Source organism: Pseudomonas sp. EA_65y_Pfl2_P78 (assembly GCF_963970495.1).
GTDB classification, from domain to species: domain Bacteria; phylum Pseudomonadota; class Gammaproteobacteria; order Pseudomonadales; family Pseudomonadaceae; genus Aquipseudomonas; species Aquipseudomonas baetica_A.
In genome coordinates, this window is sequence record NZ_CAXAON010000031.1 from 19,660 (window position 1) to 46,075 (window position 26,416).

Sequence of the window (26,416 nt, forward strand, 5' to 3'; positions counted from 1 at the left end):
ATGTTGGACATTTTGCGTGGTACACCGCTGTGGGTTTATGCGGTTTTCTTCATCGTGACATATTGCGGCGTCATTGCCTGTTTCAGGAATCATGAGTCGAAAAGGTCGCTGCAAATTACCCCGGTGATCTTCGTCGCCATTTCCCTGGTTTCGCTGAAGCTCTCCCAAGGGTTCGTCATTCCGCTGTCGGTTTATGCCCTGGGATTGCTGGCGGGATGGTGGCTGGCTTTGCGCTTCTACTCGTATCACAACGTGGAACGCGAGGGCGAGCGTCTGGTGATGGGTGGCACGGTCAAGGTGTTGATTGTGTATTGGTGTTTCTTCGCCTGGCGTTACTACAGTGGTTACCAGGCGGAAATGCACCCTGAACTGGCGCAAGACGTGTCGTTGGCAGCCTGGTCGGCATTGGGGTCTGGACTTATCAATGGTTTGATTGTCGGCCGCAGCCTCAGGTTACTGCGTTTTTTCAAGGCCGGAGATGTGACAGCGGCGCCTTCCAAATGACGGCTTATCTGGAAATGTGCCCCCCCGTTGACCAGTCGGAACATGGCTGGAGCAGTCAATTGAATGAGGGCCGCTTCGATCATTACATCGAAGACTATTGCGCAGTCGTTGTGCTATCCGAACTGCTCAATCAGTTTGCGGTGCGATGTGTACGCGGAGCTTGCGGCACGACACCGTCGACACACTACGTCCCGGCATTGATTACCGGTCTGCGAGTCTTGAACCCTAAACGGATATCGCAATTGACGGGGCGGGTCAGCATCGACAACGGCGCGGGGCGGGTCGAAGTGTTCGCTACGCTTGATTCTGGCGCCCAGGATTATGCGTTGGCGACTATCACGGTTTTAAGCCTGAAGGAGCGGCGGCCATGATCAAGCTCATGATTCCATCGTTGTTGTTTCCTTACCTGGTTGAGTGGTTCAACGGCAACTTTGCGAAGGCGGCTCTGGCGGTCTCCTTTTTGATGTTTGTCTTGTGTTACGACAACCTTCGAAAGGGCTTCGTCATTGAGTGCGCGCTGGTTATTTGTCTGCTCGGGATGGCATTGGTGTCGGTGTATTGGCCAGGGCTTTCTACGTTCGAAAACGTCAAACTCTTACTGTATGGCGTGCTGACCGGTGTCGGGTGGTCGAGTGTTTTGCGCGGACAACCGTTCACCTTGCAGTACGGCGGTGAAGGCGTTGATGACAATGCCCGTCAGTCGACTGAGTTTTTCGACATCAACAACACCATCACCAAGGCATGGTGCATGACCTTCTCGATAAACGCGGTGTTGGCAGGTTTGAGTCTGGGGTTTGAAGCGTACTGGCCGGTTTTCCTGATCGGTTCTTACATGAGCATTTTGGTCGCATCGGTCATTACGGAAGTATTTCCGGAAGCCTACTTCAGCAAAAGGATTTCGGCTAATGGATGAGTTGCAGATTTTTCGAGTGGACGCCGTTGTGGTCTCCGCCCAGCGCTTCGACGCATGCCTGACCGTAAACGCTGCGGCGCCGATATTCGCAGAGCATTTTCCCGATTATCCGATTGTCCCAGGCGCTTGCATCATTGGTTTCGTCGGTGACTGTATCGCCCGGATGAAAGGGACGGCAGTCGAGGCGTTTACGGTTTCCCGGGTCGCTTTTCTCGAACCGATCATCCCACGGTTGTCGCTTCGCCTGGTGATCGATAAAAAGCCAGGGGTTCAGAGCCCTGACGACCAATACAGTTTCAGAATCCATCACGAGGTCATTAATTATTGCCGTGGCGTGATTTCGCTGGAAGGAGAGGGCGTATGAGCGGCATTGCAGTAGTGACGGGTGGCACCCGGGGTATCGGTCGTTGTATCGCCGAACAGTTTCTTGAAGCCGGTTATAAGGTGTTCGTTACCTATGCTCGCGACGAGCAGGCAGCGGCCCGTTTCATGGCGGACTTCCCTGGCTTGAACGCTGTGCAACTGGATGGTCGGCGAATTGATCAGGTGCAGGCTTTTTGTGATCGCATCCGCCTCGAAGGCGTGCCCACGGTGCTGGTCAATAATGCCGGTATCACCGGAGACGGGATTTTCTTGAACACTAGCCATGAAATGTTTCATCTGGTGATGGACACCAATTTTGGCGGTATCTTGAATTACTGTAACGTCTTCGCACCGGTGATGGCCGCCGCTCGCTTCGGCAATATCATCAACATCAGTTCGGTGGCCGCGACTAAAGTCAAACTTGGCAATACCGCCTACGGATGTGCGAAAGCCGCTATCGAACGATTGACGCTTGGATTGGCATTGGAGTTGGCAAGATTTAACGTGAAAATCAACGCCGTTGCTCCGGGATTTGTCGGCACTGATATGTTCAAGGCCTTTGCCCAAGGGGGCGAGCGCGATATTTTAAAGTCGATACCGGGAAGAAAAATAATGCAGCCCGAGGAAGTAGCCAATATTGTTTTTTTATTGGCGAGCCGTCAGTTAAATACAACCGGCTCTGTTATTAAAGTGGGCAACGGTGAAAATATCGGGTAACCACTTCCTGGTTCGGATTACGCCAACGCTCCTTCTCCCGATATAAAAGAATTCGCCCTGTTTTTGCGAGGTTGCATCTGTGAATGCCGAAACGATTTCATCGTGCCTGCGAGAGGCGCGCGCCTCTTTAGTACCTGACTGGCTGGCGCTTTACTTCAAGAGAATCAACCTGGATGTGCCCACGGATATAAGTGCCGGCACGCTGACTGATATCCACTTTGCCCACGCCAGTACCATCGCGTACGACATGCTCGATGTTTTTCTGGGCATCGCGCCTTCCTTCGACATGGATCAGGTCTGCGACAAATTGATTTCGGGTCGTCGGGGCGGCGGTTGTACACAAATGAACGGTTTGCTGGCTGTGGTGCTGGAAACACTTGGTTTCAGTGTCCGGCGAAGCCTGTCGGCGGTATCTCGTGAAGGCGGGGCCATGAACCTGTCGACCCATATGGTGTTATTGGTGCGGGTCGATGATGAAGAGTGGATATGTGACGTTGGATTTGGCTATCGGGGTTTTTTGTACCCCTTGCGCTTATTGCACAATGCCCAGGTTGTGCAAGGTGTTCATGAGTATCGAGTGCAACGGGTTGGCATCTCTATATGGGACATCCAATATCGGCGCGGTGTGCAATGGATAAACATGTACGTACTGCGAGACGCCAGTTACGACGCTCATGAATTTGTGGTTGGGCAATTTTTCAACGCCTACTCACCGTTGTCGCCCTTTAAAAACAATCTGGTGTGTTCCCGGCCATCGCTTCAGGGGGGCAGCTATCTGATTAATAATGTCTTGGTATCCATCCAGCAGCGTACGCGCAATCGCCGCATTGTCACTTCACGCCATGAGTTGGTGGATGTGTTGGGTGAGTACTTTGATATTGAACTTGAGGCCTGCGACTTTGTGTCGCTGCCAGTTGATATGTTTGATGGAATTCGGTCACTAAAGGAATAAGAAAATGCCGTCATGTTTAATTGCTAATCCTGTATCAAACGCCAATATTCTAGTTCGTTATCTGAAAGAGCGAGGGGTTGATTGCTACGCAATCATTGAACTCGATAAAGTGGCACGGATTCCGAAACTCAATGCGAAAAAGAAAGGTGAGTTTCAGGCCGAACTCTATAAAGGAATATTTACCAGCGAAGACCAGCTACCTCCCGTGGAGAGTGGTTTGTTCGATGCTGTGTTGGCGGGGAGTGAGAATGGTGTGTTTCTAGCGGAAAAACTCGCCGCTCTCTATTCGTTGCCAGGGAACGACCCGGCCACCTCCTTCCGACGTCGACACAAGGATCAGATGCAGTACTCGTTGGCGCAAGCGGGGCTGGCATTTATTCCCACCCTTGTCCTCAGCGGGCCCGAAAGTGTAGGGGCGGCGATGACAGAGTGGGAGCACTATCCCTGCATTCTCAAGCCGCAATCGTCCGCCGGTGGCGAAGGTGTGCAACTGTGCAACAACCGCGCTGAACTGCAACAGGCGCTGGACAGTACCTCCTGGGACACATTTTCTGCGACCTGGACGGTCAACGACCACTTTTTGATCCAGCCCATGATCCAGGGGGCGGAGTATGTGGTTGATATGGTGGCTTGCGCAGGCAATTACGTAGTTTCAGCCGTTTGTCGCTATGTTCGCAGTGACGAACTGGACATTGCCGGCTGCAACTTCGTAAAGAAGTTCACCTTCATGCTGCCCCTTGATGCCCCGGTTTGCCAGGTTTTGAGCGATTACGCCAAGCGTGCCGCCAAGACGCTCGACATCAGCTACGGGGCGGTGCATATGGAGTTGGTCATGGGCGCTGACGGGCCGGTGATGATTGAGGCTGCGGCTCGCATGCACGGCACCATCACCCCCAAATTGTTCGTTGAGTGCTACGACTCTTCACTGCTGGATCAGGTATACGAGGCGTATTTCGGTGATGTCAGCAATATGCGCGATGCCGTGCTGAAGTCCCCTGCCGTTGTTTCTGATGTCATTTGCATCGAAAGCGGTGTTTTTTCAATCAGCGAGCCGATGCTGGAGCAAAGCCTGGCGCAGTTAAAGTCCTTCAAGGGCTATGTCTGCATCATCGGTGAAGGCGACGAGTATAAGCCGACCCACGATTTGATTTCGTCACCGATGAATGCCTGTTTCTGTGACATCGATACTGATCGGTTATGGGCCGATGTGACCGCTTTTGATCAGACGGCAGAGCGCCTGTTAGGTGGAGTCGCCTTCAGCGAGGATGGCTGGCGCTCAATTCGTCGCACCTATGATGAGTACCTGGATGGCTGATAAGCCGAGAGGACGAACGCCGTCCGAGGAGCGGCGTTCTCATTCATCCTGCGCAAGACGTTATATCGAGGACTCTCGGGTTTCAGTCAGATGTGCGGGCGGTTAATAATCATCCCCTCGTTCGGTGACATCCTTCTCGACCATCGGCGCATCCGGATCATGCCCCTCGGGGAATTTCCCCTTCAGGTTCCACGCAAACGCGATGATCTCGGCAATGGTGCGATACAGCTCTTCGGGAATGCTGTCGCCCAGTTCCATGCGCGCCAGCAAGCGCACCAGTTCAGCGTTTTCATAAATCGGCACTTCGCAGTCGCGGGCAATGCGCAGGATTTCTTCGGCCAGTTCCTCGTCACCCTTGGCGGTGAGGGTCGGGGCGTGGTTGCCGTCGTATTTGAGGGCGATGGCCTGGCGTGGAGCGGTAGCGTCGTTCATGCAGTTTCATCAACCCAGCGGTGTTCGAGACGGGTTTGGTTGCCTTGCGGCGGGGTGCCGTGGTGGCAGTCGAGATCGCCGACATTCAAGCCGCGATCCAGCAGGCGCTGGCGTAGCGCGGCCAGATTGTTTTCGATCAGGTCAGCGGTGTAAGGACGTTCGGCCCAGAGCTGACTCGACAGGCTGCCACTGATCAACTGCGCCTGAATCTGCATGGGCCCCAGCGGTTCCATGTCGAACGCCAGATCGACGCGCCACAATTGTTGCCTGGGTTCGCGTTCGTCGCGGCGCTCGTTGGATTGAGGCTCTTTTTCCGGCGCCTCTTCGCGCTGGAACTTGACCTGCAGCGGCACGATGTCCTGCAGGTTGCGCATGGGGATTTCCAGTTGCCAGGTGCTGAGCAGGCGCCCGTCATCGGTGACGCCAGTCTGTTCCAGGCTCGACAACTGATGGCTTTGCAGGCGTGAAACCGCAGCGGCCGCCAGGCGCAACAGATGCTCCAGATCGCCTTCGCCTTCCAGGCTTTGCAGCAAGCGGTCGGGCAGCGGAAAGCCGCCGGGCACCGGTTTGGCACTGACCTGGCCGAGGGTGCCGAGGGCGTTGCGCACGAAGCTCGGCAGCGCTTGCGCCAGTGTGTTGGCGGCGAGGATAGCGTTGAAACTGGTGCTGCTCGGCAACCCAGGCGTCAGTTGCGCGATCAGCTTGAGCAGATCGGCTTTCATGTCCGGAGCCAGCGTCGGGGTTTGTCCGGTCAGCAGTTTCGCTTCGAGGAACGCGCCGCTGTTGGCCAGCGCCAAGGCAACGCCTTTGGCCGTGCTCATTTGCTGCACATCCGGCAGGCCGGCGAGCAGTTTGTTGACGGCGGCGCGCACATCCGCCGACGTCTGATCGGTGGCTGGCGGCAGGCTTTGCAGCACCTTCAACAATCCATCCAGCGAACCTTGGCGGCTTTGCTGACCGACCAGTTGCTGGCTCACCGCCAATTGCTCCTGACGACTGCTCAGCGGTACGAATGTAAGGGTTTGGGAATCCTGTACCCGTGCCGAAAGCAAGGTGCCGATGCGCAGCGGCTGTGGGCTGTCGACGGTCAACGTGCTGCCGCTTAGCGCGGTATTGAGCAGGCTGACCATCGAACGAAAAACCGTCGCTTGCCCCGGTGGCTGCGGCAACGCCTGCGAAGTCACCACTTTGCCCTGTAGCAATGTGCCGACCGGCAATTGCGCGGTATCGATGCGGGTGAGGGTGGCGACGCTGCTGGCAATCGCCTGCTGCACGGTAATCGCCAGATTGCCCGCCGACGGCTGAGTGATCGCCAGACTGGTGCCTTGCGCCAACGGCAGGTTGCTGGTCGCTTGCACGGTGGTTTGCCGACCGCTGTCGAGGGTCACCTTGAGCAGCAGTTGAAAGGTCTGATCCGCCTGTTTGAGCGATAACACCTCGGCCTTGGCGCTCTGGCCGGCACCGATCAAGCCTTCGACCGGGGTCAGCAGTTTGAGCAACTCACCCACCTGCGGGCGAGCATTCGCCGGGGTGGTTGGCGGGAGCGGGAGGACGTTCATTTCGCCTGTCATACGCGGACACAACCTGAGGAAATTGCACTCTTGAGAGTAAGGCACGGCATGTATAATGCCGCCCGTCTTGCGCTTCGTTCAAAAAACATAGCAATTGTTTGACGCAGCTCTCTAGATCGAGCCGTCAATGCATCTATGCTGCATCTCTTTAACGGCCGTGCCAGAGCCGACTTGAACCGTATAAGGCCCGTGATCCCTTGACCAGTCCTGTCCTGCAAACTGTTGCCCTCGCGTGTGAACGTGATCTGCGGCTGCTTTTCGAAAATCTCGAATTGAGGCTGGCCAGTGGCGATATGGTGCAGATCAGCGGGCCCAACGGCAGCGGTAAAACCAGTCTTTTGCGGTTGTTGTCCGGTTTGATGCAGCCGACCAGCGGCCAGGTGTTGCTCAACGGTCAGCCCCTGACCGAACAGCCGGCCGAACTGGCGCGCAACCTGTTGTGGATCGGCCACGCCGCCGGAATCAAGGATCTGCTGACCCCGGAAGAAAATCTGTCCTGGCTTTGCGCCCTGCATCAACCCGCCGAACGCGAGTCGATCTGGCAAGCGCTGGCAGCCGTAGGATTGCGCGGATTCGAAGATGTTCCCTGTCACACGCTTTCCGCCGGGCAACAACGCCGCGTGGCGCTGGCGCGGTTGTATCTCGACAGCCCTCCACTTTGGATTCTCGACGAACCCTTCACCGCCCTCGACAAGCAGGGCGTGGCGCAACTCGAAGCGCATCTGGCGAGCCACTGCGAACGCGGAGGCCTCGTTGTATTGACCACACACCACACACTGAGCCGGATGCCGGCCGGTTATCGCGACATCGATCTGGGGAACTGGGCTGTATGAGTGTGTTTGGCCTGCTGGTTGCCCGTGAATCCCGACTGCTGTTTCGCCGCCCGGCGGAACTGGCCAATCCGCTGATTTTCTTCGCCATCGTCATCGCGTTGTTCCCGCTGGCCGTCGGCCCGGAAACTCAAGTGTTGCAAAACCTGTCCCCGGGGTTAGTCTGGGTGGCGGCGCTTTTGTCGGTCCTGCTCTCGCTGGACGGGCTGTTTCGCAGTGACTTCGAAGACGGCTCCCTTGAGCAGTGGGTCCTTTCGTCGCACCCGCTACCACTTCTGGTCTTGGCCAAGGTGCTGGCACACTGGCTTTTCTCCGGTCTGGCACTGGTTCTGCTCTCGCCCTTACTGGCGTTGATGCTGGGTTTACCTGCCGCGTGTCTGCCGGTTTTGTTGCTTTCGTTGTTGCTGGGCACACCGGTGCTGAGCTTGCTCGGTGCGGTGGGCGCGGCACTGACGGTCGGTTTGAAGCGTGGCGGCCTGTTGCTGGCGCTGCTGATTCTGCCGTTGTACATCCCGGTATTGATCCTCGGCAGTGGCGCCTTGCAGGCGGCGTTGCAAGGCATGCCGGCGACCGGGTATCTGCTGTGGCTGGGTAGCCTGACCGCCCTGGCGATCACCCTGACACCGTTTGCAATAGCTGCTGGCCTGAAGATCAGCGTCGGCGAATAATAATGAGGTCTGATCATTTTTTGATCGCTTTTTTTTAAAGAAAAAGCATGACCCTTTGCCAGCTCGCGACGATGAGCGGCACCCGTGATGGAAACAGTATGAACTGGACCTGGTTTCACAAGCTCGGCTCGCCCAAGTGGTTTTACGGCATCAGCAGCAAGTTGCTGCCGTGGCTGAGCATCGCAGCGTTGCTGCTGATTGGCGTCGGCGTGGTCTGGGGCTTGGCCTTCGCGCCGCCGGACTATCAGCAAGGCAACAGCTTTCGCATCATCTATATCCACGTGCCCGCTGCGATGCTCGCTCAGTCGATCTACGTGATGCTGGCGGTGTGCGGTGTGGTCGGGCTGGTGTGGAAGATGAAACTGGCCGACGTCGCCCTGCAATGCGCCGCTCCGATCGGCGCGTGGATGACTGCCGTGGCGCTGGTGACCGGGGCGATCTGGGGTAAACCGACCTGGGGGTCGTGGTGGGTCTGGGATGCGCGGCTGACTTCAATGCTGATTCTGCTGTTCCTGTATTTCGGCGTGATCGCATTGGGCAATGCGATCAGCAACCGCGACAGCGCCGCCAAGGCCTGCGCGGTGCTGGCCATCGTCGGCGTGATCAACATCCCGATCATCAAGTACTCGGTGGAGTGGTGGAACACCCTGCACCAGGGCGCGACCTTCACCCTCACCGAAAAACCGGCGATGCCGGCCGAGATGTGGCTGCCGCTGCTGCTGACGGTGCTGGGTTTCTACTGCTTCTTCGGCGCCGTGCTGTTGCTGCGCATGCGCCTTGAAGTGCTCAAACGTGAAGCCCGCGCCAGTTGGGTTAAAGAAGAAGTGCAGAACAGTCTGGAGGCCTCGCGATGAGTTTTGCTTCATTCGGCGATTTCCTCGCCATGGGCCATCATGGCCTGTATGTCTGGTCGGCCTACGGCATCTGTCTGGCGGTGCTGATCTACAACGTGGTGAAGCCCATCGCGGCCCGCAAGCACTATCTGCAACAAGAGGCGCGTCGTCTGCGCCGGGAGAACGGCAAGTGAATCCGCTGCGCAAAAAACGTCTGATCATCATTCTGGCCATTCTGGTCGGGGTCGGCGCTGCCGTCGGCCTGGCCTTGAGCGCCCTGCAGCAGAACATCAATCTGTTTTACACCCCGACCCAGATCGCCAACGGCGAAGCACCGCACGACACGCGCATCCGTGCCGGCGGCATGGTCGAGAAGGGCTCGCTGCAACGTTCGCCGGACTCGCTGGACGTCAAATTCGTCGTCACCGACTTCAACAAAGCCGTGACCATCACCTATCGCGGCATCCTCCCGGATCTGTTCCGCGAAGGGCAGGGCATCGTGGCCCTGGGCAAGATCAACGCCGATGGCGTGGTCGTCGCCGATGAAGTGCTGGCCAAGCACGACGAGAAGTACATGCCGCCGGAAGTAACCAAAGCGTTGAAAGACAGCGGTCAATCCGCGCCGACTCAAGCGAAGGAGGGTTGATCGATGACTTCGGCGATTTTTATTCCTGAGTTGGGTCATCTGGCGATGATTCTGGCGCTGTGTTTTGCGCTGGTGCAGGCCGTGGTGCCGCTGTTCGGTGCCTGGCGCGGCGACCGTTTGTGGATGGGCCTGGCCCAACCGGCGGCGTGGGGGCAGTTCGCGTTTCTGGTGTTTGCCTTCGGCTGCCTGACCTACGCCTTCATGACCGACGACTTCTCCGTGGCCTACGTTGCGATGAACTCCAACAGCGCCTTGCCGTGGTACTACAAATTCAGCGCCGTGTGGGGCGCCCACGAAGGTTCGTTGCTGTTGTGGGCGCTGATCCTGGGTGGCTGGACCTTCGCCGTGTCGGTATTTTCCCGCCAGTTGCCACAAGTCATGCTCGCCCGCGTATTGGCGGTGATGGGCATGATCAGCACCGGTTTCCTGCTGTTTCTGATCCTGACGTCGAACCCGTTCTCGCGCATCCTGCCGCAAATTCCGGCGGACGGTCGCGACCTCAATCCATTGCTGCAAGACATCGGCCTGATCGTCCATCCGCCGATGCTGTACATGGGTTATGTCGGTTTCTCGGTAGCCTTTGCCTTCGCCATCGCCGCACTGCTGGGGGGGCGTCTCGATGCCGCGTGGGCGCGTTGGTCGCGGCCATGGACCATCGTCGCCTGGGCCTTCCTCGGCATCGGCATCACGCTCGGTTCGTGGTGGGCCTACTACGAACTCGGCTGGGGCGGCTGGTGGTTCTGGGATCCGGTGGAAAACGCCTCGTTCATGCCCTGGCTGGTCGGCACCGCGTTGATTCACTCGCTGGCGGTCACGGAAAAACGTGGTGTGTTCAAGAGCTGGACCGTGTTGCTGGCGATTGCTGCGTTCTCGTTGAGCCTGCTCGGTACCTTCCTCGTGCGTTCCGGCGTGCTGACTTCGGTACATGCGTTCGCCTCCGACCCGGAGCGCGGCGTGTTCATCCTGATTTTCCTGCTGTTCGTGGTCGGCGGTTCGCTGACGCTGTTTGCGTTGCGCGCGCCGGTGGTCAAGAGCCAGGTCGGCTTTAACCTGTGGTCGCGGGAAACCCTGCTGCTGGGCAACAATCTGGTATTGGTTGTGGCAGCGTCGATGATTCTGCTCGGCACGTTGTACCCGCTGATTCTTGATGCCATCAGCGGCGCCAAACTGTCGGTCGGCCCGCCGTACTTCAACGCGCTGTTCATTCCATTGATGGCGTTGTTGATGATGGTGATGGCGGTTGGTGTGATCGTCCGTTGGAAAGACACCCCGGTGAAATGGCTGGCAAGCATGCTGACCCCGGTGTTGCTGGGCAGCGTCGCGCTGGCGGTGGTCGCCGGTGTCGCTTATGGCGATTTCAACTGGGCCGTTATCGCAACCTTCCTGCTCGCCGCGTGGGTGTTGCTTGCCGGCGTGCGCGATATTTTCGACAAGACTCGCCACAAAGGTCTGATCAAAGGTCTGCCGACCCTGACCCGCAGTTATTGGGGCATGCAGATCGCCCACCTCGGCATCGCCGTTTGCGCGCTGGGCGTGGTGTTGTCGAGCCAGAACAGTGCCGAACGCGACCTGCGTCTGGCGCCGGGCGAATCGATGGATCTGGCCGGTTATCACTTCGTCTTCGAAGGCGCCAAACACTTCGAAGGGCCGAATTTCACCTCCGACAGAGGCACCATTCGGGTGATCCGCGACGGCAAGGAAGTCAGTGTATTGCACCCGGAAAAACGCCTGTACACCGTACAGAGTTCGATGATGACCGAAGCCGGGATTGACGCCGGTTTCACCCGTGACCTCTACGTCGCCCTTGGTGAGCCGCTGGAAAACGGCGCGTGGGCGGTACGGGTTCACGTCAAACCGTTCGTGCGCTGGATCTGGTTCGGCGGTCTGCTGACCGGTCTGGGCGGATTGCTCGCGGCGCTGGATCGGCGTTATCGGGTCAAGGTGAAATCCAAAGTGCGTGAAGCGCTGGGCATGACGGGAGCGGCTGCATGAGACGTTGGTTGATGCTGGTACCCCTGGCGCTTTTCCTGCTGGTGGCAGTGTTTCTGTATCGCGGTCTGTACCTCGATCCGGCAGAGCTGCCGTCGGCGATGATCAACAAGCCGTTCCCGGAGTTTTCGCTGCCGGCGGTTCAGGGCGACAAGACCCTGACCAAGGCTGACATCCTCGGCAAACCGGCGTTGGTTAACGTCTGGGGCACCTGGTGCATTTCCTGCCGGGTCGAGCATCCGGTGCTGAACAAACTCGCCGAGCGTGGCGTGTTGATCTACGGGATCAACTACAAGGACGTCAACGCCGATGCCTTGAAGTGGCTGGCCGAATTCCACAATCCGTATCAACTGGACATCCGTGACGACGAAGGCTCGCTGGGGCTGAACCTCGGTGTCTACGGCGCGCCGGAAACCTTCTTCATCGACGCCAAGGGCATCATCCGCGACAAGTACGTCGGTGTGATCGACGAACAGGTCTGGCGCGAAAAACTCGCGGCCAAGTATCAGGCGCTGGTCGATGAGGCCAAGCCATGAAGCGTTTTTTAGCGGCTATTGTGTTGGGCTTGAGCCTGGTCGGTGTGGCCCATGCCGCGATCGACACCTACGAGTTCGCCAAGGAAGGTGATCGCGAACGTTTCCGCGAACTGACCAAGGAACTGCGTTGCCCCAAATGCCAGAACCAGGACATCGCCGATTCCAATGCACCGATTGCCGCTGACCTGCGCAAAGAGATTTTCCGCATGCTCGGCGAGGGCAAGGACAACCAGCAGATCATCGATTTCATGGTGGATCGCTACGGCGATTTCGTCCGCTACAAGCCCGCACTCAACGCCAAGACCGCGCTGCTGTGGTTCGGCCCGGCCGGCCTGCTGCTCGGTGGTTTCGTGGTGATCGCGGTGATCGTCCGCCGCCGTCGCGCACAACGCGCCGACACCCCGCAATCGCTGTCTACCGAAGAGCGTCAGCGCCTCGACCAACTGTTGGATAAAAACCAAGAATGATTGATTTCTGGCTTGCCGCAGGGCTGTTGCTTCTGGTCGCCCTGAGTTTTCTGCTGATCCCTGTATTGCGTGAACGCCGCGCCCAGCGTGAAGAGGATCGTACTGCCCTCAACGTTGCGTTGTATCAGGAACGTGTCGCCGAGTTGCAATCGCAGCAGGCCGAAGGTGTGCTGGATGCCGCGCAAATGGACAGCGGCCGCGCCGAAGCCGCGCGTGAATTGCTCGCCGACACCGAAGGCGTTACCGCGCCGCGTGTCTCGAAACTGGGTAAACCGCTGCCGCTGCTGGCCGCCGTGTTGGTGCCAGTGTTGGGTTTGGCCCTGTACCTGCACTTCGGCGCCGCCGACAAGGTCGAATTGACCCGCGAATTCGCCCAGGCACCGCAGTCGATGGAAGAAATGACCCTGCGTCTGGAACGTGCCGTTGCGGCACAACCGGATTCTGCTGAAGGTCTGTATTTCCTGGGTCGTACCTACATGGCTCAGGAGCGTCCGGCGGACGCGGCGAAGATGTTTGAACGTGCCGCCAATCTCGCTGGTCGCCAACCGGAACTGCTCGGCCAGTGGGCGCAGGCGCAGTATTTCGCCGATGGCAAAAAATGGTCGAGCAAGATCCAGGCCCTGACCGATGAAGCGCTGAAGGCCGATCCAAAGGAAGTCACCAGCCTTGGTCTGCTCGGCATCGCCGCGTTCGAAGGCGAGCGTTATCAGGAGGCCATCGACTACTGGAACCGTTTGCTGGCGCAATTGCCTGCGAGCGACAAATCCCGCGAAGCGCTGCAAGGCGGGATCGAACGTGCCGCCGAGCGCCTGCAAGCCAGCGGCGGCAAGGTCGCCCAGGCACCGGCTGCCAAGCCTGCCGCACGGCTTAAGGTACGCGTCGATGTGGCTAATGAACTCAAAGACAAGGTGCAACCGGGCGACAGCGTGTTCATTTTCGCCCGCGCCACGTCCGGGCCACCGGCACCGCTGGCGGCCAAGCGCCTGACCGTGGCCGATCTGCCGGTCACGGTCGAACTGGGCGATGCCGACGCGATGATGCCGCAGTTGAAACTGTCGAACTTCCCTGAAGTCCAACTGGTTGCGCGCATCTCCCGTGCCGGTCAGCCGACCGCCGGTGAGTGGGTTGGCCGCAGCGGCCCGCTGGCCAGCAGCACCACCGCGCTGCAAAAACTGACCATCGACAGCCCGGACAAGTAACCGGGCAACACAGGAAAGCACCGCCATGCACACCATCGCCCGAATCACGGTTCTCACATTGGCCCTGGGCTTGAGTGCATGTGCGGTGCAACGACCGGAACGGACCACCCACCTGCCGCCGATTCCGCCGTCACAACCCAGCCCGACCCCTTCGACCTCGCCGATACCGGGCAAAAGCATTCCGGCCAAACCGGCCAAACCTGTCCCGCGCACCTCGGCCAGCTTCGCCCCGCCACCGGGCGGCAACAGCCATTGGGATCAGAAACTCGGCGTTTATGTGCTTGACGACCAGTCCGACACGTTCTACCGCCAGCGCACCTACTATCGCTGGAACAACGGCTGGAGCCGCTCGATCAGCCCCAACGGCCCATGGGAAGACACCGACATCCACGGCGTGCCACCGGGGCTGGGCAAGCAGTTCGGGCAGTGATGAAAAACGGCGATCCCTGGATCGCCGTTGTGCTGTCTGTGGCTGCAATCAATCACACTCTGTAAAACAACCGGACGTCGCTCTTTGGATTTCTGTGCTTGAGTAAAGATAACTCTAGGGTTACTTTTAATGGGCCGGGGCAAGGAGGCGGTTGGTGCAGAGCAGGTTATTGATCAAGGAGCTGGAGGAGGCGGGTTGGACGCTGGACAGGATTACCGGCAGTCATCACCTCTTCAGGCACCGCTACAACCCATACACGATTCCCGTTCCTCACCCGAAAAAGGATTTGCCGTTGGGGACGGTCAAAAGCATCAGGAGGCGTGCCGGGTTGTACAACCCGCCAGCCAGTTTCGAAGGAGATCCATAATGCAATATCCAATCTGCATCGAGTGGGGCGATGAGAACACCGCCATCGGTATTCAGATCCCCGATATTCCCGGCGCCGTGACGGCAGGGGATAGCTTTGAAGATGCCTACAATGCAGCCGTTGAAATCGCCCACATCATGTTGCAGGAGATTGCGGCGGACGGAGAGGCGATTCCGATGCCGACCTCTGCTGCGGCGCATCGCAACAATCCGGAGTTCGCCGGGATGGGCTGGGGCATGCTGGAGCTGGATATCTCGCCATACCTGGGCAAGACCGAGAAGGTCAACGTGACCCTGCCCGGTTATGTGATTCAGCGAATCGACCGCTATGTGCGCGAACACAACGTCAAAAGCCGCTCCTCCTTTCTGGCGGATGCGGCGATGGAGAAGCTGGTCAGGTATTGAAAAGCATCGCGGGCCAGTTGGCCTGCGATGCTTTTTACGTGTTACGCAGTCGCCAGCGATCGCCGTTGCGATGCACCCAAAAAACGCAACAACGCCAACAATGGAAACGCACTGCCAACAATCACGATCCACAACCAGCCGCCATGCTCGAACACCGCGCTGGCGACCGACGAGCCGAAGGCGCCGCCGATGAAGATGCTGGTCATGTACAGCGCATTCAGGCGACCACGGCTTTTCGCGTCCAGCGAGTAGACCGCACGCTGACCGAGGACCATGTTCATCTGTACGCAGAAGTCCAATACCACGCCGGTCACGGCCAGGCCGATCACGCTGTAGGCCGGGTGGATGAAGGCGGGGAGGAAGCTCAGGCTGGCGAACAGCATCGCCAGCAGCGAAGCGATGCGGGTGTGGCCAGCGTCGGCCAGGCGTCCGCTGATGGGGGCGGCGATGGCACCGATGGCGCCGACCAGGGCGAAGATCGCGATCTCGCTTTGTGACAGGCCGTGGTTGCGCGCCAACTCAAGTGGTACCGCTGTCCAGAACAGGCTGAACGTGGCAAACATGCACCCCTGATAAAACGCGCGCTGACGCAGCACCGGTTGTTGGCGCAGCAGCGTCCACAGCGAACCGAGCAGTTGCCCGTAAGAGGCGCTGTGATCCGGTTGGCGCTTGGGCACGGTCAATGCCAGCACCACGCTGATCGCCGCCATCAATGCTGCCGCAATCATGAACATCGCCCGCCAGCCGAAATGATCGGCAACCACGCTCGACACCGGCCGCGCCAGCAGGATACCCAGCAGCAGACCACCCATGATTGCGCCGACGACGCGCCCGCGAGATTCCTCCGGCGCCAGATGCGCGGCCAGCGGAATCAGGATCTGTACCGACACGGAACTGAAACCCACGAGCAGCGAGATCAGCAAAAACACGTTGGGCTGATCGGTAAATGCGGCGCCGAGCAGGCTGGCAATTGCCACCACCGTGGTGATGATCATCAACCGACGGTTTTCCAGCAGATCGCCCAGCGGCACCAGAAAGAACAGGCCCAGCGCATAACCGATTTGCGTCAGCGAGACGATGAAGCTGGCCATGGTGTCGGAGAGGCCAAGGTCCGGCGCAATCAGGCCGATGATCGGCTGGGCGTAGTAGATGTTGGCAACGATGGCGCCGCAGCAGAAGGCGAACAGCAGCACCATGCCTCGGGTCATTGCGTGAGTGGCGGTGGTCATAAGGTTTCTCGATCCAGCGAAAGGGAATGCGCAGAGGCTATGGGACAAATCGTATTGGCAGAAGAGGCCTTCGGTTGATATCGATTATTTCTTTGAGCAATGAATGGCTGCAGTCAGGTGGTTGCCACCTCGGTGAACCTTGCGTTCGACCATTGAGCGTCGATGATACATTCAGCTACATCTTCTTCGGTAGCGTGCGTATGTTTACTGCTGCGCTTTACTGTTCGTCATAGGGGACATGGTGGTGATTTCAAATTCCCACAAAAAAGGCGACCCGTTGAGATCGCCTTTTCATAGAGCCGCTTGACTATTACTGGCTGTAAATCTGGTCAAACACCCCACCGTCATTGAAGTGGGTCTTCTGCACGGTGCGCCAGTCACCAAAGGTTTTCTCCACCGACAGGAAGTCGACTTTCGGGAAACGGTCGGTGTATTTGGCCAGCACCGCCGGGTCACGCGGACGCAGGTAGTTGGCCGCAGCGATTTCCTGACCTTCAGGCGACCACAGGTATTTCAGGTACTCATCAGCGGCTGCGCGCGAACCTTTCTTGTCGACGACTTTATCGACCACCGACACCGGTGGCTCGGCTTCGGCGGAGACGCTTGGGTAGATGACTTCAAACTGATCACGGCCAAATTCGCGGGCGATCATTTCCGCTTCGTTCTCGAAAGTCACCAGCACGTCGCCAATCTGGTTGGTCATGAATGTGGTGGTCGCGGCGCGGCCACCGGTATCCAGCACCGGCGCTTGCTTGAACAGTTTGCCGACGAAGTCTTTGGCTTTGTTCTCGTCACCGCCGTTCTTCAGCACGTAGCCCCAGGCCGAGAGGTAGGTGTAGCGGCCGTTACCCGAGGTTTTCGGGTTTGGCACGATCACCTGCACGCCGTCTTTAAGCAGGTCCGGCCAGTCTTTCAGGGCTTTCGGGTTGCCCTTGCGCACAATGAACACGGTCGCCGAGGTGAACGGTGCGCTGTTGTCCGGCAGTCGGGTAACCCAGTTCTCCGGCACCAGTTTGCCGTGATCGGCCAGGGCGTTGATGTCGGTGGCCATGTTCATGGTGATGACGTCGGCCGGCAGGCCATCGATCACCGAGCGCGCTTGCTTGCTCGAACCGCCGAAGGACATCTGCACGGTGATGTTTTCGTTGTGCTCGGCTTGCCAGTGTTTCTGGAACGCAGTGTTGTAGTCCTTGTAGAAATCGCGCATCACGTCGTAGGAAACGTTCAGCAGGGTCGGTGCGGCTTGAGCCACGCTACCGAACGCAAGACCGGCGGCGAGAAGTGAGGCGCCAAAGAGTTTTTTCACTGCGCATTCCTTGTTCTGTGGGGGTGTTGTGCCAAAGGTGAGGCCACTTGCCACTGACTATAACGGGGCACGCATAGTCGCTTAAAGATTAAAAAGCACTTTGCTTATTCCATTTTCTTGAACAGTGCATTGCCGCATCGGGAGCAGAAAGCTGCGTCGTGTTCGTGGCTGTTTTTCTTGCACACCGGGCAATCGTGTTGCAGATGTTCGCCGCGCATGGCGTTGGCCAGTTCGGCGGTGAAAATCCCGGTGGGCACGGCGATGATCGAGTAACCGGTGATCATTACCAGCGACGAAATCACCTGGCCCAGCGGGGTTGTCGGCACGATATCGCCGAAGCCCACGGTGGTCAGCGTCACGATTGCCCAATAGATGCCTTTGGGAATACTGGTGAAGCCGTGTTCCGGGCCTTCGATCACGTACATCAGCGTGCCGAACACCGTCACCAGCGTGCAGACGCTGACCAGAAACACCACGATCTTCTGCTTGCTGCCGCGCAGCGCCGACATCAGATAGTTGGCTTGCTTGAGGTACGGGCTGAGTTTGAGCACGCGAAAAATCCGCAGCATCCGGATGATGCGGATGATCAGCAGATACTGTGCATCGCTGTAATACAGGGCGAGGATGCCGGGCACGATTGCCAGCAAATCCACCAGCCCATAAAAACTGAAGGCATAACGCAACGGCTTCGGTGAGCAATACAGGCGCAGGATGTACTCACCGAGAAAGATAATGGTGAAGCCCCACTCGATGTACGCCAGTGCATCGGCATAGTTGCGGTGAACGCTGTCGATGCTGTCGAGCATCACGACCACCAGGCTGGCGAGGATGATCAACAGCAAAATGCCGTCGAAACGCCGCCCAGCCGTGGTGTCGGTCTGGAAAATCACTACGTAAAGCTGATCACGCCAACGCTTGCTGCTGTCCATATGTAACGCCTGAATCGAAGATCAGCGCAGCCTAGGTTGATTCTCCCCATGAGCGCAAGGCGTGCTGTTAACCGTTGCGTTGCCGAGCATCTGGATGCCAGCGCGGATCAGCCAGCAGGCGAGAATGAATGGCGCGGTCAGCGTGGCCAGACCGACGGCGGCAAACAGGGGTGTCACCAGCAGCGCGAGGACGATGCCGAGCAACGGCAGCCACGGTTGTTGACGTTGTGCACTGAAGGCGAGTGCGGCGAGTACGGCGTTGTAGCTGCCCAGGCCGAGCAGGGCGGTATTGGTTTCGTGGTGCAGCAGGCTTGAACCGAGGCCGATTGCACTTGCCAACAGCGCCCAGGCAAAGGCCCGACGATCAGCTATCAGCAAACCGATGGCGATCAAGGTGCCGGCCAGCGGATGACCGAGAAACATCACCTGGCCCAACCCTCTGAACTCGGCGGCGAGCAGGCTCACGTTATTGAGTTCGACAGAAGGCATGGGCATGGGCGGCGCTGCGAAGAGAAGCAGCCCCCAGCTTATGCCCACGAACGGCGAGGTATAGGCCGGTATGGATCGGCGGTGGTACACATGTTTGAGCCATTGCTGTGTGAGCATTGCGCTCAGGCCACCGGCAGCAAGAATCAACGGCGGCAGCATCGGCGACCACGGGAAGTACAGGCTCAGCAGCAGGCCGAGCAAGACACCGTTGTAGCTGAACAATCCGGCCTGGCGATCAGCCTTGGCATAGTTGCGTCGTTGCGCGGTGAGCAATCCGGCCATGGCACCCAGCAGCGCGCCGGCAAACAGCACCGGAGCGGTGAGCAGGATCGCCAGCAGGCACAGCAGGCCGCACAGCGGATGACGCTGGAAGAAGATTTGACTGAAACCGTTGAGCAAAGCCTCGGCCCAGTCGGGGCAGTGGGTGTTGAAAGAGTTGGCAGGCATGGCAGTTCTGAAAGTCAGTACTGATCGTTCCTTTGCTGCGCGTGGGAACGATCATGTTGGAGTTAAATCAACGTCTCAATGCGCAGCGAGTTGGTCGAGCCCGGCTGCCCGAACGGCACACCGGCAGTGATCAACAGCGTGTCACCGCGCTCGGCCATGCCTTGCGCCTGGGCGATTTCCAGCGCGGTAGAACACACCTCATCGACCTGACGCAGACGATCGTTGACCACCGAGTGAATGCCCCACGCCACGCTCAAACGGCGAGCGGTTTGCAGGTTCGGCGTCAGATTGAGGATCGGTGCTTTGGGCCGTTCCCGCGCCGCACGCAACGTCGAGGCTCCGGACTCGCTGTAGTTGACCAGCACGGCCACTGGCAGCACGTTGCTGATGCGTCGGATCGCGCAACTGATGGCATCGGAAACAGTCGCCTCAGCCTTGGGGCGGCTGACGTCGAGTTGCGTCTGATAATCCGGGCCGTTTTCCACCTGACGGATGATCTTGCTCATCATCTGCACGGCTTCCAGCGGGTATTCCCCCGACGCGGTTTCCGCCGACAGCATCACCGCATCGGCACCCTCGGCCACGGCGTTGGCCACGTCGGTGACTTCAGCGCGGGTCGGCGTCGCAGAGAAGCGCATCGACTCGAGCATCTGCGTTGCCACCACCACCGGTTTTCCCAATTCACGGCAGGTGCTGATGATGTTTTTCTGGATCTGCGGCACGCTCTCGGCAGGGACTTCCACGCCCAGGTCACCGCGAGCCACCATGATCGCGTCGCTCAGCTCGGCGATTTCGCGCAGTTGCTCGACGGCCGAAGGCTTTTCGATTTTGGCCATCAGGAAGGCTTTGTCGCCGATCAGTGCGCGGGCTTCGAGCATGTCTTGCGGGCGCTGGACAAACGACAGCGCCACCCAATCCACACCCAACTCCAGACCAAAACTCAAATCGCGGCGATCCTTGGCCGTCAACGGGCTGAGGTCGAGCACCGCTTGCGGCACGTTCACGCCTTTGCGGTCTGACAGCTCGCCGCCATTGAGCACGGTGGTGTCGATCGCATCGTCGTACTTAGTCACCACGCGCAGACGCAGTTTGCCGTCGTCGAGCAGCAGATCCATGCCGGCTTCCAGCGCCTCGATGATTTCCGGATGCGGCAGGTTGACCCGGCGCTCATCGCCGGGAGTCGCATCCAGATCCAGACGGAACGCCTGACCGCGATGCAACTGCACCTTGCCCTCGGCGAATTTGCCGACACGCAGTTTTGGCCCTTGCAGGTCCATCAGAATGCCCAGCGGATAGTTGAGCTGACGCTCGACTTCGCGGATCCACTGATAGCGCTTGGCGTGGTCGGCGTGGTCGCCGTGGCTGAAGTTCAGGCGGAAGATATTCACTCCGGCCTCGACCAGTTCGCGGATGTCTTGGATGCCATCGACAGCAGGCCCGAGGGTGGCGAGGATTTTGACCTTTTTATCAGGCGTCATGATTTAGAGCTCTCGAGAATCAGAATGGCGCGGAAGTCGTTGACGTTGGTGCGGGTCGGCTCGGTGACGATCAGCGCATCGAGCGCCTCGAAATAGCCGTAGCCATTGTTGTTATCCAGCTCGTCACTGGCGCTCAAGCCCAGTGCCGCGGCGCGCTTGTAGCTGTCCGGGGTCATGATGGCACCGGCGTTGTCTTCCGAGCCGTCGATGCCGTCGGTGTCACCGGCCAGGGCGTAGACGACGGGCAGGCCTTTGAGGCTATCGGTCAGGCTAAGGAGGAATTCGGCGTTGCGCCCGCCACGGCCATTGCCGCGCACGGTCACGGTGGTTTCACCGCCGGAGAGGATCACGCACGGCGCCGCCAGTGGCTGGCCGTGGTTGATGATCTGGCGAGCGATGCCGGCGTGGACTTTCGCCACTTCGCGCGATTCACCTTCCAGATCGCCGAGGATCAGCGTGCTGAAACCGGCCTGACGGCACTTCACCGCCGCGGCGTCCAGCGATTGCTGAGGACGGGCGATCAACTGGAAATGACTGCGGGCCAGGCTCGGATCACCGGGTTTGACGGTCTCCGATTCAGGGCTTTGCAACCAGGTGCGTACCGACGCCGGGATCTCGATGCCGTAGCGCTTGATGATCGCCAGTGCTTCAGCCGAGGTGCTGGGGTCGGCCACGGTCGGGCCAGAGGCGATGACCGTGGCGAGGTCGCCTGGTACATCGGAGATCGCGTAGGTATAGACCGTGGCAGGCCAGCAGGCTTTACCCAGGCGTCCGCCCTTGATCGCCGAGAGGTGCTTGCGCACGCAGTTCATCTCGCCGATGGTCGCGCCGGATTTGAGCAGGGCTTTGTTGATGGATTGCTTGTCAGCGAGGGTGATGCCTTCGGCCGGCAAGGCGAGCAGGGCAGAGCCGCCACCGGAGAGCAGGAAGATCACGCGGTCGTCTTCGCTCAGGTTACTCACCAGGCCCAGCACACGCTTGGCCACGGCCAGGCCGGCAGCGTCCGGCACCGGATGCGCAGCTTCGACCACTTCGATTTTTTCGCATGGGGCGCCGTGACCGTAACGAGTCACTACCAGGCCAGAGACTTCCCCCTGCCAGCAGCGTTCGACCACTTGCGCCATCGCGGCCGCGGCTTTACCGGCGCCGATGACGATGACCCGACCGGTGCGATCGTCTGGCAGGTGGGCTTCGAGGACTTGCTGCGGGTGGGCCGCGTCGATGGCTGTGGCAAACAGCTCGCGCAGCAGTTGTTGCGGATCGACCGACATGGCGGGCTCCCGGAATTCTTGTTATTCGAAAGGGCAACTCAGATCCAGTGTGGGAGCGGGCTTGTTCGCGAATGCGCGGGGTCAGTCAACCTTGGTGTCGACTGACATTGCCTCTTCGCGAGCAAACCCGCTCCCACATGGAACGCGGGGCAAAGGCTTACTGCTTGTCGCGGATCGAGAAGTTGGCCATGTGTTCCAGGCCCTTGATCAGCGCCGAGTGATCCCAGTTGCTGCCACCGATGGCCGCGCAGGTGCTGAACACTTGCTGGGCGTTGGCGGTGTTCGGCAGGTTGATGTTCAGTTCCTTGGCGCCTTGCAGAGCCAGGTTCAGGTCCTTCTGGTGCAGACTGATGCGGAAGCCTGGATCGAAGGTACCTTTGATCATGCGTTCGCCGTGCACTTCGAGGATCTTGGAGGATGCGAAGCCGCCCATCAGCGCTTCACGCACCTTGGCTGGATCGGCACCGTTTTTCGAAGCGAACAGCAAGGCTTCAGCCACGGCCTGAATGTTCAGGGCCACGATGATCTGGTTCGCCACTTTTGCGGTTTGACCGTCGCCATTGCCACCGACCAGCGTGATGTTCTTGCCCATGGCCTGGAACAGCGGCAGTGCGCGTTCGAAGGCATCGGCGTCGCCACCGATCATGATGCTCAGGGTCGCGGCTTTGGCACCGACTTCACCACCGGACACAGGTGCGTCGAGGTATTGCGCACCTTTTTCGTTGATCTTCGCCGCGAAGGCTTTGGTGGCGGTCGGCGAGATCGAGCTCATGTCGATCACGACTTTGCCTTTGCCGATACCGGCAGCGACGCCGTCGGCGCGGAACAGCACGTCATCGACCTGCGGGGTATCCGGGACCATGACGATGATGAACTCGGCTTCCTGAGCCACTTCGCGCGGGTTGGCCAGCGCGACGGCACCCGCGGCAACCAGGTCGGCAGGCGCGGGGTCGTGGTGCGCCGACAGGAACAGGCTGTGACCGGCTTTCTGCAGGTTCGCCGCCATTGGGTGGCCCATGATGCCGGTGCCGATAAATCCGATTTTAGCCATGAGAAAATCCTCTTGTTTTTGTCTTGCTCAAGCAAATTTGGGGTGTTGCTTTGGGTGGGAGCGGGCTTGCTCGCGAATGCGGTGGAACATTCAATATCCGTGTTGACTGAACCACCGCATTCGCGAGCAAGCCCGTTCCTACAGGTTTTGCGTTGTTCTTAAATTGCGTTGTGGGTTTTCAACCAGCCGAGCCCTGCTTCAGTGGTGGTAAGCGGCTTGTATTCGCAACCGACCCAACCCTGATAACCGATGCGGTCCAGGTGTTCGAACAGGAAGCGGTAGTTGATTTCACCGGTACCTGGCTCGTTGCGCCCGGGGTTGTCTGCGAGCTGCACATGGTTGATCTCGCCCAGGTGCGATTGCAGGGTGCGGGCCAGATCGCCTTCCATGATTTGCATGTGATAGATGTCGTATTGCAGGAACAGATTGGCGCTGCCGACCTGTTCGCGAATCGACAGGGCTTGCGCGGTGTTGTTCAAGTAGAAGCCTGGGATGTCACGGGTGTTGATCGCTTCCATCACCAGTTTGATGCCCGCCGCTTGCAGCTTGTCGGCCGCGTACTTGAGGTTGGCGACGAAGGTCTTTTCCACGGTGGCATCGTCCACGCCTTGCGCACGGATACCGGCCAGGCAGTTGACTTGGGTGTTGCCCAGCACTTGCGCGTAGGCAATGGCCAGATCGACACCGGCGCGGAATTCTTCGACCCGATCCGGCAGGCACGCGATACCGCGCTCACCTTTGGCCCAGTCACCGGCCGGCAGGTTGAACAGCACTTGGGTCAGACCGTTGGCCTCCAGTTTTGCCTTGATTTCGGCGGAGCTGAAGTCGTACGGAAACAGATATTCCACACCACTGAAACCGGCCTTGGCGGCGGCGTCGAAACGGGCAAGGAAATCCTGTTCGGTGAACAGCATGGACAGGTTGGCTGCGAAACGCGGCATGGTGGTCTCCCGTAAATCTTGTGAAGTTCCCCTTGTGGCAGCGGGCTTGCTCGCCAAAGCGGTGGATCAGCCAACATCATTGTCGGATGTGCAATTGCTTTCGCGGGCAAGCCCGCTCCCACAGGGAGAGCGGTCAACAGTTAATCAAGCAGCGAAATCGCCGTCGGTGCGTCGTTGCCGACGAGTGCCAGGTCTTCGAATTCGTTGACGGCGTTGATCTCGGTACCCATGGAGATGTTGGTCACACGCTCCAGAATGATCTCGACGATCACCGGCACCTTGAACTCTTCGATCATCTGTTCGGCCTTGCGCAGGGCAGGGGCGATTTCCGACGGTTCGAACACACGCAGTGCCTTGCAGCCCAGGCCTTCAGCCACTGCGATGTGGTCAACCCCGTAACCGTTGAGTTCCGGCGCGTTGAGGTTATCGAAGGACAGCTGCACGCAGTAGTCCATTTCGAACCCGCGCTGTGCCTGACGGATCAGACCCAGGTACGAGTTGTTCACCACGACGTGGATGTACGGCAGTTTGAACTGAGCGCCGACCGCCAGTTCTTCGATCATGAACTGGAAGTCATAGTCCCCCGACAGGGCCACGACTTTACGGTTCGGATCGGCCTTCACCACGCCCAGCGCTGCCGGAATGGTCCAGCCCAACGGGCCTGCCTGGCCGCAGTTGATCCAGTGACGCGGCTTGTAGACGTGCAGGAACTGCGCGCCGGCAATTTGCGACAGACCAATGGTGCTGACGTAGCAGGTGTCCTTGCCGAACACCTGGTTCATTTCTTCGTAAACGCGCTGTGGCTTGACCGGCACGTTGTCGAAGTGGGTTTTGCGATGCAGGCTGGTTTTGCGCTGCTGGCAATCCTGCAGCCAGGCACTGCGGTTTTTCAGCTTGCCGGCGGCTTGCCATTCACGCGCCACTTCGATGAACACGGTCAATGCGGCAGCGGCGTCGGACACGATGCCCAGGTCCGGTGTGAACACACGACCGATCTGCGTACCTTCGATGTCGACGTGAATGAACTTGCGACCTTCGGTGTAGACATCAACCGAACCGGTGTGGCGGTTGGCCCAGCGGTTACCGATGCCCAGTACCACGTCGGATTTGAGCATCGTCGCGTTGCCGTAACGGTGCGAAGTCTGCAGGCCGACCATGCCGACCATCAGCGGGTGATCGTCCGGGATGGTGCCCCAACCCATCAGGGTCGGGATCACCGGAATACCGGTCAGCTCGGCGAACTCCACCAGCAGATCGCTGGCGTCGGCGTTGATGATGCCGCCACCGGCGACCAGCAATGGACGCTCGGCCTGATCGAGCAGGGCCAGAGCCTTTTCCACCTGCACGCGGGTTGCGGTCGGCTTGGCCAGCGGCAGCGGCTGGTAGGCGTCGATGTCGAATTCGATTTCAGCCATCTGCACGTCGAACGGCAGGTCGATCAGCACCGGGCCTGGACGGCCGGAGCGCATCTCAAAGAAAGCTTTCTGGAACGCGTAAGGCACCTGGCCCGGTTCCAGAACCGTGGTCGCCCACTTGGTGACGGGCTTGACGATGCTGGTGATGTCGACCGCCTGGAAGTCTTCCTTGTGCATACGGGCGCGGGGTGCCTGGCCGGTAATGCAGAGGATGGGAATCGAGTCGGCCGAGGCGCTGTAGAGCCCGGTGACCATGTCGGTACCGGCCGGGCCGGAGGTGCCGATGCACACGCCGATGTTGCCGGCCTTGGTGCGGGTGTAACCCTCGGCCATGTGCGAGGCGCCTTCAACGTGGCGAGCGAGGACGTGATCGATGCCACCGACTTTCTGCAAGGCGGAGTACAGCGGGTTGATTGCAGCGCCCGGGATGCCAAAAGCGGTATCAACCCCTTCACGGCGCATCACCAGAACGGCGGCTTCGATTGCTCTCATTTTGCTCATGGTTTTGTGCCTCTTTACGTTTTGTAATTGTATACAAGTGGCTTTGCGCAGAGTGTATTCACGGCGGACGGCGCAGGTCAATCCATTTTATCAAGCGTTCGTTTCATTCGTCGGAAGCCGATTCTGCTGTGGCTTTTCGTCGCATGTAGCGATTTTCGATAATTATTGTATACAAAAAAATAACTCATTGTGTTCTATTTGTTGCATTGGCCTGCGGCACAAA

30 protein-coding genes are annotated in these 26,416 nt (G+C 59.0%); 19 read left to right on the plus strand and 11 right to left on the minus strand.

Going from position 1 to position 26,416, the window contains the following annotated elements:
- From AACY02_RS21010 to AACY02_RS21040, 7 genes are all read left to right on the plus strand, one after another.
- On the plus strand, nt 1-504 hold the full coding sequence (locus tag AACY02_RS21010) for a hypothetical protein (protein WP_339433602.1): 504 nt from the start codon (nt 1-3) through the stop codon (nt 502-504).
- On the plus strand, nt 501-875 hold the full coding sequence (locus AACY02_RS21015) for a hypothetical protein (protein ID WP_339433603.1): 375 nt from the start codon (nt 501-503) through the stop codon (nt 873-875). Before AACY02_RS21010 ends, AACY02_RS21015 begins: the two co-directional genes overlap by 4 nt.
- Nucleotides 872-1,417, plus strand: a complete 546-nt coding sequence (locus AACY02_RS21020; protein WP_339433604.1) for a hypothetical protein — start codon at nt 872-874, stop codon at nt 1,415-1,417. Before AACY02_RS21015 ends, AACY02_RS21020 begins: the two co-directional genes overlap by 4 nt.
- Nucleotides 1,410-1,781 carry a hypothetical protein gene (locus AACY02_RS21025; protein ID WP_339433605.1) on the plus strand — a complete coding sequence of 124 codons (372 nt, stop codon included), beginning with the start codon at nt 1,410-1,412 and terminating at the stop codon, nt 1,779-1,781. The genes AACY02_RS21020 and AACY02_RS21025 overlap by 8 nt, the downstream gene beginning before the upstream one ends.
- Nucleotides 1,778-2,497 (plus strand): SDR family NAD(P)-dependent oxidoreductase, encoded by a 720-nt coding sequence (locus tag AACY02_RS21030; protein ID WP_339433606.1) that lies wholly within the window; start codon nt 1,778-1,780, stop codon nt 2,495-2,497. The genes AACY02_RS21025 and AACY02_RS21030 overlap by 4 nt, the downstream gene beginning before the upstream one ends.
- A gap of 79 nt (nt 2,498-2,576) precedes the next feature.
- Nucleotides 2,577-3,449, plus strand: a complete 873-nt coding sequence (locus AACY02_RS21035; protein WP_339433607.1) for an arylamine N-acetyltransferase family protein — start codon at nt 2,577-2,579, stop codon at nt 3,447-3,449.
- A gap of 4 nt (nt 3,450-3,453) precedes the next feature.
- Complete coding sequence (locus tag AACY02_RS21040) at nt 3,454-4,764, plus strand: ATP-grasp domain-containing protein (RefSeq protein WP_339433608.1); 1,311 nt, start codon at nt 3,454-3,456, stop codon at nt 4,762-4,764.
- Nucleotides 4,765-4,866: 102 nt separating this feature from the next.
- Here AACY02_RS21040 and AACY02_RS21045 read toward each other — a convergent pair whose 3' ends face one another.
- Together AACY02_RS21045 and fliK are read right to left on the minus strand one after the other, a co-directional pair.
- Complete coding sequence (locus AACY02_RS21045) at nt 4,867-5,196, minus strand: EscU/YscU/HrcU family type III secretion system export apparatus switch protein (RefSeq protein WP_339433609.1); 330 nt, start codon at nt 5,194-5,196, stop codon at nt 4,867-4,869.
- On the minus strand, nt 5,193-6,767 hold the full coding sequence (gene fliK, locus AACY02_RS21050) for a flagellar hook-length control protein FliK (RefSeq protein WP_339433610.1): 1,575 nt from the start codon (nt 6,765-6,767) through the stop codon (nt 5,193-5,195). The genes AACY02_RS21045 and fliK overlap by 4 nt, the downstream gene beginning before the upstream one ends.
- A gap of 197 nt (nt 6,768-6,964) precedes the next feature.
- On the opposite strand from fliK, the gene ccmA reads away from it, so the two are divergent.
- The 12 genes from ccmA (at nt 6,965) to AACY02_RS21110 (ending at nt 15,136) form a co-directional block, all read left to right on the plus strand.
- Nucleotides 6,965-7,600, plus strand: a complete 636-nt coding sequence (gene ccmA / locus AACY02_RS21055; protein WP_339433611.1) for a cytochrome c biogenesis heme-transporting ATPase CcmA — start codon at nt 6,965-6,967, stop codon at nt 7,598-7,600.
- Nucleotides 7,597-8,265, plus strand: coding sequence for a heme exporter protein CcmB (gene ccmB, locus AACY02_RS21060; RefSeq protein WP_007919970.1), 669 nt, complete (start codon nt 7,597-7,599; stop codon nt 8,263-8,265). Before ccmA ends, ccmB begins: the two co-directional genes overlap by 4 nt.
- A gap of 98 nt (nt 8,266-8,363) precedes the next feature.
- The gene (locus AACY02_RS21065; protein ID WP_221731949.1) at nt 8,364-9,119 is read left to right on the plus strand and encodes a heme ABC transporter permease; all 756 of its coding nucleotides are present in this window, start codon (nt 8,364-8,366) and stop codon (nt 9,117-9,119) included.
- The gene (gene ccmD, locus AACY02_RS21070; protein ID WP_221731948.1) at nt 9,116-9,292 is read left to right on the plus strand and encodes a heme exporter protein CcmD; all 177 of its coding nucleotides are present in this window, start codon (nt 9,116-9,118) and stop codon (nt 9,290-9,292) included. Before AACY02_RS21065 ends, ccmD begins: the two co-directional genes overlap by 4 nt.
- The gene (ccmE, locus tag AACY02_RS21075; protein ID WP_339433612.1) at nt 9,289-9,744 is read left to right on the plus strand and encodes a cytochrome c maturation protein CcmE; all 456 of its coding nucleotides are present in this window, start codon (nt 9,289-9,291) and stop codon (nt 9,742-9,744) included. The genes ccmD and ccmE overlap by 4 nt, the downstream gene beginning before the upstream one ends.
- A gap of 3 nt (nt 9,745-9,747) precedes the next feature.
- Entirely contained in the window at nt 9,748-11,736 is a 1,989-nt protein-coding gene (locus AACY02_RS21080; protein WP_339433613.1) for a heme lyase CcmF/NrfE family subunit, read from the plus strand.
- Nucleotides 11,733-12,269 (plus strand): DsbE family thiol:disulfide interchange protein, encoded by a 537-nt coding sequence (locus AACY02_RS21085; protein WP_339433614.1) that lies wholly within the window; start codon nt 11,733-11,735, stop codon nt 12,267-12,269. Before AACY02_RS21080 ends, AACY02_RS21085 begins: the two co-directional genes overlap by 4 nt.
- A complete protein-coding gene (locus AACY02_RS21090; RefSeq protein ID WP_221731945.1) occupies nt 12,266-12,736 on the plus strand; it encodes a cytochrome c-type biogenesis protein in 471 nt (156 codons plus the stop codon). Before AACY02_RS21085 ends, AACY02_RS21090 begins: the two co-directional genes overlap by 4 nt.
- Entirely contained in the window at nt 12,733-13,935 is a 1,203-nt protein-coding gene (gene ccmI, locus AACY02_RS21095; RefSeq protein ID WP_339433615.1) for a c-type cytochrome biogenesis protein CcmI, read from the plus strand. Before AACY02_RS21090 ends, ccmI begins: the two co-directional genes overlap by 4 nt.
- Before the next feature lie 25 nt (nt 13,936-13,960).
- Nucleotides 13,961-14,365: a hypothetical protein gene (locus AACY02_RS21100; RefSeq protein WP_339433616.1), complete on the plus strand. Its 405-nt coding sequence runs from the start codon at nt 13,961-13,963 to the stop codon at nt 14,363-14,365.
- A 154-nt stretch (nt 14,366-14,519) separates the two neighbouring features.
- On the plus strand, nt 14,520-14,732 hold the full coding sequence (locus tag AACY02_RS21105; protein WP_221731942.1) for a type II toxin-antitoxin system HicA family toxin: 213 nt from the start codon (nt 14,520-14,522) through the stop codon (nt 14,730-14,732).
- A complete protein-coding gene (locus tag AACY02_RS21110) occupies nt 14,732-15,136 on the plus strand; it encodes a type II toxin-antitoxin system HicB family antitoxin (RefSeq protein WP_221731941.1) in 405 nt (134 codons plus the stop codon). The genes AACY02_RS21105 and AACY02_RS21110 overlap by 1 nt, the downstream gene beginning before the upstream one ends.
- A 41-nt stretch (nt 15,137-15,177) precedes the next feature.
- On the opposite strand, the gene AACY02_RS21115 is transcribed toward AACY02_RS21110, so the two are convergent.
- The 9 genes from AACY02_RS21115 to gcl all read right to left on the minus strand — a co-directional run bounded on the left by AACY02_RS21115 (nt 15,178) and on the right by gcl (nt 26,193).
- Entirely contained in the window at nt 15,178-16,365 is a 1,188-nt protein-coding gene (locus AACY02_RS21115; protein ID WP_339433617.1) for an MFS transporter, read from the minus strand.
- Between the two features lie 310 nt (nt 16,366-16,675).
- Complete coding sequence (locus AACY02_RS21120) at nt 16,676-17,671, minus strand: sulfate ABC transporter substrate-binding protein (RefSeq protein ID WP_339433618.1); 996 nt, start codon at nt 17,669-17,671, stop codon at nt 16,676-16,678.
- 104 nt (nt 17,672-17,775) lie between these two features.
- Nucleotides 17,776-18,600 (minus strand): ion transporter, encoded by an 825-nt coding sequence (locus tag AACY02_RS21125; protein ID WP_339433619.1) that lies wholly within the window; start codon nt 18,598-18,600, stop codon nt 17,776-17,778.
- A gap of 21 nt (nt 18,601-18,621) precedes the next feature.
- A complete protein-coding gene (locus AACY02_RS21130) occupies nt 18,622-19,536 on the minus strand; it encodes an urea transporter (protein ID WP_339433620.1) in 915 nt (304 codons plus the stop codon).
- A gap of 62 nt (nt 19,537-19,598) precedes the next feature.
- On the minus strand, nt 19,599-21,014 hold the full coding sequence (pyk, locus tag AACY02_RS21135; protein WP_339433621.1) for a pyruvate kinase: 1,416 nt from the start codon (nt 21,012-21,014) through the stop codon (nt 19,599-19,601).
- Nucleotides 21,011-22,285, minus strand: a complete 1,275-nt coding sequence (locus AACY02_RS21140; protein WP_339433622.1) for a glycerate kinase type-2 family protein — start codon at nt 22,283-22,285, stop codon at nt 21,011-21,013. Before AACY02_RS21140 ends, pyk begins: the two co-directional genes overlap by 4 nt.
- Before the next feature lie 157 nt (nt 22,286-22,442).
- On the minus strand, nt 22,443-23,336 hold the full coding sequence (locus AACY02_RS21145) for a 2-hydroxy-3-oxopropionate reductase (protein ID WP_339433623.1): 894 nt from the start codon (nt 23,334-23,336) through the stop codon (nt 22,443-22,445).
- Between the two features lie 158 nt (nt 23,337-23,494).
- Nucleotides 23,495-24,277 (minus strand): hydroxypyruvate isomerase, encoded by a 783-nt coding sequence (gene hyi, locus AACY02_RS21150; protein WP_339433624.1) that lies wholly within the window; start codon nt 24,275-24,277, stop codon nt 23,495-23,497.
- A gap of 140 nt (nt 24,278-24,417) precedes the next feature.
- Nucleotides 24,418-26,193, minus strand: coding sequence for a glyoxylate carboligase (gcl, locus tag AACY02_RS21155; protein ID WP_339433625.1), 1,776 nt, complete (start codon nt 26,191-26,193; stop codon nt 24,418-24,420).
- Between the last annotated feature and the right edge of the window lie 223 nt (nt 26,194-26,416).

Bases quoted from the DNA above. Each gene is read 5' to 3' on its own strand.
- fliK (WP_339433610.1), bottom strand. From the start codon at position 6,767: ATGACAGGCGAAATGAACGTCCTCCCGCTCCCGCCAACCACCCCGGCG.
- AACY02_RS21125 (WP_339433619.1), bottom strand. From the start codon at position 18,600: ATGGACAGCAGCAAGCGTTGGCGTGATCAGCTTTACGTAGTGATTTTC.
- AACY02_RS21020 (WP_339433604.1), top strand. From the start codon at position 872: ATGATCAAGCTCATGATTCCATCGTTGTTGTTTCCTTACCTGGTTGAG.
- AACY02_RS21115 (WP_339433617.1), bottom strand. From the start codon at position 16,365: ATGACCACCGCCACTCACGCAATGACCCGAGGCATGGTGCTGCTGTTC.
- AACY02_RS21040 (WP_339433608.1), top strand. From the start codon at position 3,454: ATGCCGTCATGTTTAATTGCTAATCCTGTATCAAACGCCAATATTCTA.
- AACY02_RS21025 (WP_339433605.1), top strand. From the start codon at position 1,410: ATGGATGAGTTGCAGATTTTTCGAGTGGACGCCGTTGTGGTCTCCGCC.
- ccmD (WP_221731948.1), top strand. From the start codon at position 9,116: ATGAGTTTTGCTTCATTCGGCGATTTCCTCGCCATGGGCCATCATGGC.
- gcl (WP_339433625.1), bottom strand. From the start codon at position 26,193: ATGAGCAAAATGAGAGCAATCGAAGCCGCCGTTCTGGTGATGCGCCGT.
- AACY02_RS21085 (WP_339433614.1), top strand. From the start codon at position 11,733: ATGAGACGTTGGTTGATGCTGGTACCCCTGGCGCTTTTCCTGCTGGTG.
- AACY02_RS21100 (WP_339433616.1), top strand. From the start codon at position 13,961: ATGCACACCATCGCCCGAATCACGGTTCTCACATTGGCCCTGGGCTTG.
- pyk (WP_339433621.1), bottom strand. From the start codon at position 21,014: ATGACGCCTGATAAAAAGGTCAAAATCCTCGCCACCCTCGGGCCTGCT.
- AACY02_RS21110 (WP_221731941.1), top strand. From the start codon at position 14,732: ATGCAATATCCAATCTGCATCGAGTGGGGCGATGAGAACACCGCCATC.
- AACY02_RS21080 (WP_339433613.1), top strand. From the start codon at position 9,748: ATGACTTCGGCGATTTTTATTCCTGAGTTGGGTCATCTGGCGATGATT.
- AACY02_RS21090 (WP_221731945.1), top strand. From the start codon at position 12,266: ATGAAGCGTTTTTTAGCGGCTATTGTGTTGGGCTTGAGCCTGGTCGGT.
- AACY02_RS21140 (WP_339433622.1), bottom strand. From the start codon at position 22,285: ATGTCGGTCGATCCGCAACAACTGCTGCGCGAGCTGTTTGCCACAGCC.
- AACY02_RS21130 (WP_339433620.1), bottom strand. From the start codon at position 19,536: ATGCCTGCCAACTCTTTCAACACCCACTGCCCCGACTGGGCCGAGGCT.
- AACY02_RS21010 (WP_339433602.1), top strand. From the start codon at position 1: ATGTTGGACATTTTGCGTGGTACACCGCTGTGGGTTTATGCGGTTTTC.
- AACY02_RS21015 (WP_339433603.1), top strand. From the start codon at position 501: ATGACGGCTTATCTGGAAATGTGCCCCCCCGTTGACCAGTCGGAACAT.
- AACY02_RS21030 (WP_339433606.1), top strand. From the start codon at position 1,778: ATGAGCGGCATTGCAGTAGTGACGGGTGGCACCCGGGGTATCGGTCGT.
- AACY02_RS21145 (WP_339433623.1), bottom strand. From the start codon at position 23,336: ATGGCTAAAATCGGATTTATCGGCACCGGCATCATGGGCCACCCAATG.
- ccmI (WP_339433615.1), top strand. From the start codon at position 12,733: ATGATTGATTTCTGGCTTGCCGCAGGGCTGTTGCTTCTGGTCGCCCTG.
- AACY02_RS21045 (WP_339433609.1), bottom strand. From the start codon at position 5,196: ATGAACGACGCTACCGCTCCACGCCAGGCCATCGCCCTCAAATACGAC.
- ccmB (WP_007919970.1), top strand. From the start codon at position 7,597: ATGAGTGTGTTTGGCCTGCTGGTTGCCCGTGAATCCCGACTGCTGTTT.
- AACY02_RS21065 (WP_221731949.1), top strand. From the start codon at position 8,364: ATGAACTGGACCTGGTTTCACAAGCTCGGCTCGCCCAAGTGGTTTTAC.
- hyi (WP_339433624.1), bottom strand. From the start codon at position 24,277: ATGCCGCGTTTCGCAGCCAACCTGTCCATGCTGTTCACCGAACAGGAT.